This window comes from Methylobacterium sp., from assembly GCF_028290105.1.
GTDB lineage: Bacteria > Pseudomonadota > Alphaproteobacteria > Rhizobiales > Beijerinckiaceae > Methylobacterium.
The window spans coordinates 31,401-41,003 of sequence record NZ_JAQGKL010000102.1; the positions used below are offsets into that span (position 1 = coordinate 31,401).

4 protein-coding genes are annotated in these 9,603 nt (G+C 72.5%); 3 read left to right on the top strand and 1 reads right to left on the bottom strand.

Features of this window, described 5'->3' with window-relative positions:
• Nucleotides 1-181 precede the first annotated feature (181 nt).
• The 3 genes from JWQ05_RS08100 to JWQ05_RS08110 all read left to right on the top strand — a co-directional run bounded on the left by JWQ05_RS08100 (nucleotide 182) and on the right by JWQ05_RS08110 (nucleotide 6,981).
• Nucleotides 182-3,838 carry an AsmA family protein gene (locus JWQ05_RS08100; RefSeq protein WP_299657274.1) on the top strand — a complete coding sequence of 1,219 codons (3,657 nt, stop codon included), beginning with the start codon at nucleotides 182-184 and terminating at the stop codon, nucleotides 3,836-3,838.
• Between the two features lie 280 nt (nucleotides 3,839-4,118).
• Nucleotides 4,119-6,617, top strand: coding sequence for a PAS domain-containing protein (locus JWQ05_RS08105; protein ID WP_299657317.1), 2,499 nt, complete (start codon nucleotides 4,119-4,121; stop codon nucleotides 6,615-6,617).
• On the top strand, nucleotides 6,610-6,981 hold the full coding sequence (locus JWQ05_RS08110; protein WP_299657320.1) for a response regulator: 372 nt from the start codon (nucleotides 6,610-6,612) through the stop codon (nucleotides 6,979-6,981). Before JWQ05_RS08105 ends, JWQ05_RS08110 begins: the two co-directional genes overlap by 8 nt.
• Before the next feature lie 46 nt (nucleotides 6,982-7,027).
• Here the strand turns inward: JWQ05_RS08110 and JWQ05_RS08115 are convergent, their stop codons facing one another.
• Entirely contained in the window at nucleotides 7,028-9,181 is a 2,154-nt protein-coding gene (locus tag JWQ05_RS08115) for a S9 family peptidase (RefSeq protein ID WP_299657323.1), read from the bottom strand.
• Nucleotides 9,182-9,603 lie beyond the last annotated feature (422 nt).

Consider the following 9,603-nt stretch of genomic DNA (forward strand, 5'->3'; position numbering starts at 1 on the left):
TGTGTTCCTTCGCGACGCTCGCGATCAATCCTGTGGCGCGTGGCGGCCGGGTTTCCCGGCCATCGGGTCCCGAACCCCGGCCCCGGATGATGGCGGGGAGATCGCGGCGGCGGCCGGACGCACATTCGCCGACGTTGTGCTATGCCGCACGGAATGTGGGTGACGAGGCGGAACAGACACGGTGCGTGACATCCTGACCGCGCTGGCGGGCGCCGTCATCCTGCTGCTCGTCGCGGCGCTCGCCGTTCCGCCCTTCGTGGCCTGGGAAGGCTATCGCGGCACCCTCGACCGGACGATCGCCCGCTCCCTCGGGCTGGAGGCCCACACCGAGGGGCGCATCGGCCTGCGCCTCCTGCCCTCGCCGCGGCTGAAGCTCGACCGCCTGCGGCTCGGGGCAGGCACCTCCGAGAATCCGAGCCTCGATCGGCCGGGCCTCGACCTGCCGAGCCTCGACCTTCAATGGCTGAAGGCCGAGATCGCCCTGGCGCCGCTGCTGAAGGGCGAGATCCGCTTCACCGAGACGCGGATCGGCCGGGCGGAGGTGAAGCTCCCCGTCACCGACGGCGAAGGCATGCTGGTGCCGGGCGCGGGGCTCCCCGTCGGATCGGCGCGCGACCTCGCCATCGAGGACCTGACGATCGCGCAGTTCGTGCTGACCACGCAGGTGGCGGCCACGGGGCGCACGGAACAGTTCCACGCCGAGGGTCTGCGGGTCCAGGCGCCCGCGCTCCTCGGGCCCTGGCGGGCGGAGGGCACGAGCCGGGGGGTGCCGTTCCGGGTCTCCACCGGGGAAGCGAGCGCGGACGGCGTCGCGGTGAAGATCGCGGGCGGCGGCGACACCCAGCCGCGCTTCGAGGCCGATGCGCGGATCACCCTGGTGCCGTCGCGGGTGCCGGCCGGTGCCAGGGCGGCCAATGAGAAGACCGCCGGCGAGAAGTCCGCCGGTCAGAAGGCGGCCGGGCTGCGCGCGGTGGTGCCCGAGGCGGAGGGCAGCGCCCGGATCGTCGTCGGCCCCCCGGTCCAGGCGGCCGGCGCCTACCTGCCGTTCTCCCTGGCGGGCAAGTTCACGGGTCGCGGCCTGACGGCGACGTTCAGCGACGTCGCCCTGGAGATCGACCCGGGCGGCCAGGCCGTGCGGCTCGGGGGCACCGGCCGCCTCGACCTGCGCCAATGGCGCGGCGCCCTCGCGCTCGCCGCCCGGCGCCTCGACCTCGATGCCTTCCTGACCTCGGCGGCCGGACAGGCGCTGATCGCGCGCGGCGTGAGCGCGGGCTGGGCGAACGGCGCCCGCACCGGGTCCGGCCTGCCGATCATGCTCGACCTCGACGTCGCCGCCGAAAGCCTGGCGTTCGGCTTCGACGAATGGTCGGGCCTTTCGGCCAGCGCCACCCTGGACCGCACCGGCGGCCTCGTCCTGCGCCGCCTCGACGTCACCGCCCCCGGCGCGACGGTCCTCGGGGCGAGCGGCGAGATCGACACCGACACGGCCCTGCGCTTCACCGGCCACCTGTCCCTCGACACGCCGGCCTCGGACGGGTTCGGGCGCTACCTGCGCCGGCTCGGGTTGGAAGGCCCGGCGGTCGCCGTGATGGACGGGCGCCCGGTGCAGCTCGGCACCGACCTATCCGTGGCCGCGCCCACTGTGTCCCTGCGCAACCTGCGCCTCGGTCTCGGCGAGGCCCGGATCACCGGCAACGCCCGCTACACCGCAGCCGAGGGGGCCACCCAGGGCCGCTTCGAAGCGCAGCTCGCCGGCCAGGGCATCGACATCGCCGCCCTGCCCGCCCTCGGCGGAGCCCTCTCGGAACTGAAGGGTCACGATCTCGGCCTGACCCTGCAGGCCCGCGACGTGCGCTACGGCCCCGCCGGACTGCATTCGGGCCAGGGCACCATCGCGGCCAGCATCCAGTCCGACGGGGCGGGCCTCGTGGTCGACAGCCTCGACGTCACGGAGCTTGCCGGCGCCAACGCCCGGCTCTCGGGGCGGATCGCCCCCGACGGCACCGGGCGGATCGCGGGCCGCGTCTCGGCGGCGGTGGCGGCCCCCCTGTTCGCGCTCCTCGACCGGGTCTGGGTGGCGGAGGCGCGTCGCGTCCCCGCCTTCCTGCGCGCGGGCGCCCTCGACCTCGCCGTCAGCCTGGAGCGGGATGCCGGCGCCGCCGACACTCTGCGGGTGGCCGCCAAGGGCGATGCCGCCGGCGGCACCCTGGACCTCGACCTCCTGAACCGGGCCGGACGCATCGAGACCATCGACCTCACCGTCGCGGCGGCCAATGCCGGCCCCTGGTTCGGGCGGGGCGACGTGCCGGCCCTGCGGCGCCCCGGGCGCCTGCATCTGGCCGGCGCGTCGCTGCCCGCGGAGGCGGGTGGCGCGGGCGCCGGGCTCGCCCTGCGCCTGAGCGGCACCATCGCCGACCTGTCCGTCGCGACCGTGCAGCCGCTGGAGCTCGAATCCGGCGCGGACTTCCCCCGCGCCGGAGAGGTCCAGCTCTCCGCCCCCGACCTGACGCCCTTCCTGAGCCTCGCGGGCTGTGCCGCGCCGCTCGCGCGCCTGGTTCCCGGGCCGCTGCCGGCGGAGGTGAGCCTGCGCCTCGCCCGCGCCGGCCCCGAGGCGCGGGCGGGACTCGTCGGGCGCATCGCCGGCCAGCCGGTCTCCGCCGACCTGACCGGCGGGCCGGAGGGCGAGATCGGCGGGAACCTCACCCTGGCGCGGCTCTCCCTGCCGCTGCTCGCGGGCGCCACGGTCCTGCCGGTGGAGCCGGCGGGGCGGTTCGCGCCGATGCCGGCGGGCCGGCCGCCGGTCTCGCTGGCCCTGCGCGTCGATGCCCTCGACCTCGGGCGCGGGTTCGTCGCGACGGGCGCGGCGCTGCGCGCCAGCCTCGACGGCGAGGCCCTGACGTTCAGCGACCTCTCGGGCGCGCTCGCGGGCGGCCGGATCGCCGGCGGCGCCACCCTCAGCCGCCAGGGCGGCGCGGCGGCAATCTCCGGCGAGGGGACGATCACGGATGCGGCGATCGCGGGCCTGGCCGGCGGCGGGCCCGTCGCGGGCCGCCTCAACGCCCAACTGCGCTTCGGCGCCTCCGGCACCAGCCTCACCGGGCTGATGAACAATCTCGGCGGCAGCGGCGAGATCGCCATCGCCGGCCTCGGCCTGCCGGGCGCCGACCCCGCCGGCCTGCCCCGCGCGCTGACCCAGGCGCTCGCCGAGGACGACCCCTTGCGCGAGGGGCGCCTGCAGGCGCTGGTCGTCGAGGAACTGGGTGCCGGTCCGCTGGTGTCTCGCGGGCCGGTGACGAGCCCGGTGAGCTTGGTGGGCGGAACCCTGCGGGCGGGCCCCTTGAGCCTCGACCTCGGCGCGGCGCGCTGGGCGGGCACCCTCGGGCTCGACCTCAGGGATGGCCGCCTCGACGCGCGCGGCACCCTCACGGCGGGCGAAAGCCCGAAGGGATGGACCGGGGCGACCCCGTCGATCCAGCTCGGGTTCGGCGGGACGCTGCGCAGCCCGGAGCGCAGCGTCGATGCCGGCCCGGCCACGAACGGCCTCGCCGCCCTGGTGCTTCAGCGCGAACTCGAGAAGATCGAGCTGTTCGAGGCCGACCAGACCGAGCGGCTGCGGCGGCGCGGCCGCATCGAGATGGACAAGACCCGCGCCCTCGCGCTGAAGGCGGCGGCCGACAAGGCGGCGGCGGAGAAACTCGCCGCTGAGAAAGCAGCGGCCGAGGAGGCCGCGCGGCAGGCGCGCCTGCGCGCGCAGCAGGCCGCCGACGAGGCGGCGCGGCGCCAGCGCCCGGACGCGGACGCCCCGGCGGGCGACGCCGTGCCGGTGCCTCAGCCTTGATGGACACCGCCCGACCGTGGTCCCGGGAAGACGGTCCGTTCCCGGCCGCCGCCGGTGCGTCCGCTCCGGGAAACGGAGATTTCGGACCGGGCACCCGGTCGCCGCCGGCCTGTGCCTAACGCAGGTTAACGCGCTTGGCGCGCGGGTTTGCATAAGTTGCAGGCCGGATCGGTTGGCGCGAGCGGACGTTGTATCCTGAGCCCCTCCCCAACAATCGCAGGCTCCGATGACGGACGAGCACCGAGGCGAGAGGGCGCCGGTCCCGGAGGTCCTCGCGGGATTGGACGAGGTCCTGATCACCGATGCGTTGACGACGCGTCCCGCCCGCCCACCGGATTATGCGGCGGAGGCCCAGGCCCTGTCGGAACTGGCGCGGGAACTGGCCGCCAGCCCCGGCACGGTCCTGCAGCGCCTCGTCGATCTGATCGTCGAGATGAAGCTGGCGGGGTCCGCCGGCATCAGCATCCTCATCCCGGACGAGGCGACGAAGAGCTTCCAATGGCAGGCCGTGGCCGGGCTCTGGGCCGAGCATCTCGGCGGACTCATGCCCTTCGACGGCAGCCCCTGCGGCATCGTCGTGACCCGGGACACGCCCCTGCTGTTCGCGCGTCCGCACGCCCACTTCCCCGCCGCCAAGGTGGAGCCGCTCATCCACGAGATCCTGCTGGTGCCGTTCCACGCCCACGACGAGCCCGTCGGCACGCTCTGGGTCAGCGCCCACGATGCCGGGCGCGCCTTCGACGGCGAGGATCTCCGGCTGCTCACCCGGCTGACCGGGTTCGCCTCCGCCGCGCACGTGGTCAACGGCGCCCTCAAGGAGGCGCAGACGGCCAGGGCGGACCTGGAGCAGCGGGTCGCGGATCGGACGAAGGCGCTGCGGGAGAGCGAGGAGCACCAGGCCTTCCTGCTCCGCCTCAGCGACATGCTGCGGCCGCTCAAGACGCCCGCCGACATCGCGGAGGCCGCGGCCCGGCAACTCGGCGAACACCTCGACCTCGATCGCGCCTGTTACGGCGAGATGCGAGCCGGTCGCCTGTGGATCGAGCGCGATCATGCGCGCGGCGTCTCCTCGGCCGTCGGCGACTATCCCTTGAACGCCTTCGACCAGGATTTCGTCGCGGCCTATCGGGTCGGCGCGGTCGTCACGGTGTGCGATGTCGAGACGGACGGGCGCCTCGGCGCCGCCGCGAAGGCCGAACTCCGGTCGCGCAGCATCGCCGCCTTCGCCGACGTGGTCCTGCTCGGCGACAATGAGCGGACGAGCATCCTCTGCGCGCAACACGCGACCCCGCGCCTCTGGACGGACGCGGAGCAGGGTCTCCTGCGCAGCGCAGGTGAGCGTGTCCGGTCGGCCATCGAACGCGCCCGCACCGAGGCGGCGCTGCGGGAGAGCGAGGAGCGCTTCCGCGCCTTCGTGACGGCGAGCTCCGACGTGGTCTACCGGATGGGCCCGGGCTGGACCGAGATGCGCCGGCTGGATGGCCGCGCCTTCCTGAGCGACACGGACGAGGCCAGCGAAACCTGGCTGGACCGCTACATTCATCCCGACGAGCAGGCATCGGTTCATTCCGCCATCGACCGGGCGATCGCGGCCAAGGCGATCTTCGAGCTGGAGCACGGCATGATCCGCATGGACGGCTCGCTCGGCTGGACCTCGTCCCGGGCGGTCCCGATCCTCGACGATACGGGCGAGATCAGGGAATGGCTGGGGGCGGCCAGCGACGTCACCGCGCGCAAGATGACCGAGAGGGCGCTGCGCGACAGCGAGGCGCGCCTCAGCCAGTTCGGCGAGGCCTCCTCCGACGTGCTCTGGATGCGCGACGCCGCGACGTTCCAGTGGGTGTACCTCACCCCCGCCTTCGAGACGATCTACGGCCTCGACCGGACGGCGGCCCTGTCCGGCGACAACATGCTCGGCTGGGTCGAGCTGATCGTGCCGGAGGACCGGGAACGCGCCGTCGAGAACCTGCGGCGAGTCGGTGCCGGCGAGCGCGTCACCTTCGAGTACCGCGTCCGGCGTTCCACCGACGGCGAGGTGCGCTGGTTGCGCGACACCGACTTCCCCATGCGCGATGCCACCGGCACCGTGCGCTGGATCGGCGGCGTCGGGCGCGACATCACCGAGGAGAAGGAGACGGCCGCGCACATGAGCGTGCTCGTCTCCGAGCTGCAGCACCGCACCCGCAACCTGATGGGCGTGGTGCGGGCCATGGCCGACAAGACCCTGCGGCGCAGCGCGGACCTGCCCGACTTCAAGGCGCGCTACGGCACGCGCCTGGCCTCGCTCGCCCGCGTGCAGGGGCTCCTCTCCCGCCTCGCCGAGGGGGAGCGCGTCACCTTCGACGACCTGATCCACAGCGAGGTCGCGGCCCTCGACGGCGATGCCGGCAAGGTCACGCTGGAGGGCCCGCACGGCGTCGCCCTGCGCTCGTCGACGCTGCAGAGCTTCGCCCTCGCCGTGCATGAACTCGCGACGAACGCGGCCAAATACGGGGCCTTCCGGCAGCCGCAGGCGCGGCTCGAAATCCGCTGGTACGTGGATTACCCGGAACCCGAGCGCGGCCCCTGGCTGCATGTGGATTGGCGCGAGCGCGACGTCCGGATGCCGGCACGGGCCGGCGCGGAGGAGAGCGGCTCCGGCCGCGAGCTGATCGAGCGTGCCCTGCCGTACCAACTCGGCGCGAAAACAACCTACGTGATGGAAGCGGACGGCATTCACTGCACCATCGCGCTGCCCGTTTCGGGCCGCACGATCTCCGGGAGGAGAGCCGATGCCTGAGAGCCTGCTGAAGGGGCGCCGCATCCTCATCGTGGAGGACGAGTACTTTCTGGCGGACGAGCTGAACGGCCTCCTGCAGGAGGTCGGGGCCGAGATGCTGGGGCCCGTGGCCTGCGTCGAGAACGGGCTTCGCATCCTGTCGGGCGGCCAGGTGCCGGACGCCGCGAGCCTGGACGTCAACCTCGGCGGCGAGACCGTCTACCCGCTGGCGGATGCCCTCATCGCCCGCGCCGTGCCGTTCGTATTCACGACGGGGTACGACCGGGCGGCGATCCCCCCCGCCTATGCGCATATCCGCCGCCTCGAGAAGCCCATCGAGCCGGAGATGGTGCTCCGGGAACTCGAGAAACTCCTGCGGGATTAGGGGAGCCGGTTCCGTTCGAGGGAACCGGCTCCCCGAGGCCGCGCCGTCAGGCCTTGCCGACGGCCAGCAGCGCGAAGGCCTGGATCAGGCCGACCTCCTCCAGGCGGTCGAAGCGGCCGGCGGCGCCCCCGTGGCCGGCCTCCATGTTGATCCGCAGCAGGATCGGGCCGCCCCCCGTCATGGTGGCCCGCAGGCGGGCGACCCACTTGGCCGGCTCCCAGTAGGTCACGCGCGGGTCGGTGAGGCCGCCGAGCGCCAGGATCGCCGGATAGGCCTGCGGCTTGACGTTGTCGTAGGGCGAGTAGGCCAGGATGGTCTCGAAGGCCGCGAGGCTCTCGCGCGGGTTGCCCCATTCGGGCCATTCGGGCGGGGTCAGCGGCAGGTCGCCGTCGAGCATGGTGTTGAGGACGTCGACGAAGGGCACGTCGGCGACGATTCCCGCGAAGAGTTCCGGCGCGAGGTTGGCCACCGCCCCCATCAGCATGCCGCCGGCCGAGCCGCCATGGGCCACGATGCGCCCTTCGGCGGTGTACCCCGCCTCGATCAGCGCCCGCCCGCAGGCGACGAAGTCGGTGAATGTGTTGGGCTTCTTCTCGCGCTTGCCGTCGAGGTACCAGCGCCAGCCCTTCTCGGTGCCGCCGCGCACGTGGGCGATGGCGTAGACGAAGCCGCGATCCACCAGCGAGAGCAGGTTGGTGCGGAACGCCGCCGGCATCAGGGTGCCGTAGGAGCCGTAGCCGTAGAGGAGCAGCGGCGCCGTCCCGTCGAGGGCGCAGTCGCGCCGGTGCAGCAGGGAGATCGGCACGGTCTCGCCGTCCGGCGCCGTGGCGAACAGGCGGCGGGTCACGTAATCGGCCGGGTTGTGCCCGCTCGGCACGGTCTGGCGCTTGCGCAATTGCCGGGCCCGGGTGACGCAATCGTAGTCGTAGGTCTCGGCGGGGGTCGTCATCGACGAGTAGGTGAAGCGGATCACCGCCGTCTCGAACTCGTGGCCGGACTGGAGGCCGAGCGAATAGGCCTCCTCGGCGAAGGCCACCACGTGCTCGCTGCCTTGCGTGTCCCGCACCACGATGCGGGGGCGGGCGTTCTCGATCTCGAGGCGCACCAGATGGTCCGCGATGACGTGCTGGTGGCGGATCATCACGCCCGGGCGATGGGCGATGACGTCGGTCCAAGTCTCGCGGCCGGGGGATTCGACCCGGGCGGTGACGATCTTGAAGTCCTCGGCGCCGTCGGCGTTGGTGAGGATGAAGAGGTGGTTGGCCCAGTTCTCCACCGAGTAGATGAGGAGCGGCACGCGCGGCTGCACGACCTTGAGCGGAGCGTCGGGCACCCGGCGGTCGAGGAGGTGGACCTCCGAGGTCTCGTGGTCGGAGGCGGTGATGGCGAGGTAATCGCCCGACTGCGTCTTCTCGATATGCACGAAGAAGCCGGAATCGGCCTCCTCGTAGACGAGGGTGTCGGCGGCCTGGGGCGTCCCCAGACGGTGGCGCATGACGCGGGCGGGGCGGTGGTTGTCGTCCACCGCCACGTAGAAGAAGGCCTCGGCGTCGACGGTCCAGACCACCTCTCCGGTGGTCGCCTCGATGCGGTCCTCGGCATCGATCCGGGTCTCGAGGTCGCGCACCCGGATGGTGTGGAGTTCCGAGCCCTTGGCGTCGGCGCTCCAGGCGAGCCGCCGGTGATCGTCGGAATGGACCGCCGCCGCGATCTCGAAGAAGGCGAGCCCCTTCCCCTCGTGGTCGCCGTCGAGGAGGATGACCTCGCCCTCCTCGGGTCCGCCGTCGGCGGCGGTCTCGGCGCCCTGGCCGGGCACGACCACGACGGTGCGCGGGCGCCGGCAGACCAGGGGATGCTGCCCGCCCTCGCGGTGGCGAGTGTAGTAGGCGAACGGGCCGTCGGGCTCCGGCACGCTGCTGTCGTCCTCGCGGATGCGGGCCCGCATCTCGGCGACCAGGGTCTTGCGCAGCGGCAGGGTCTCGGCGAGGGCAACCTCGGAATAGGCGTTCTCGGCCTCGAGATGCGCCCGGATGTCCGCCGGCAGGGCGGCGGGATCCTTCAGCACCTCGCGCCAGTTCTCGGCCTTCAACCAAGCATAGTCGTCCCCGATCACGCGATCATGGATTGTATCGGTGTGGTGGCGCACCTCGGCCACCGGCGCCGGTGACGAAACTGTGATTGAATCGGGCTGGGAGGCCATCGCGAAAAATCCTGGAAACAGTGCGAGAGAAAGAATTGGAAGCGTGATCGTGTCCGGCTAGGTTTCGGCTTGCGCGCGGCGCGTCGCTTCGAATGTCGACTCAACCGGAGTTTTGCCTGCCCGTGTCCCTGGTCTACCTGGATATCCTTGTCGTGCCTGAGATTTAGCTGAGGCGACGGGCACTTTCGCTCGAAGGGCGCGAGCCCTTCCCGTGGGACGGCCGGATGGATCTTCCCAGTGGACCCTCCAAGTGGGTTTGCCATGTGCCGCGACCCTCGCCCGCGCGCAAGCGCGAGGGATGCGAATGATCGCCCGGGGCGAAAGCCGCCGGCTGCGTCAATACGTCCGTGATACACGGCCACGGTCGAAGGCGTGCACAAGATTGGAACACGTCTAGAATCCGAACCACTAGAAATATTGTT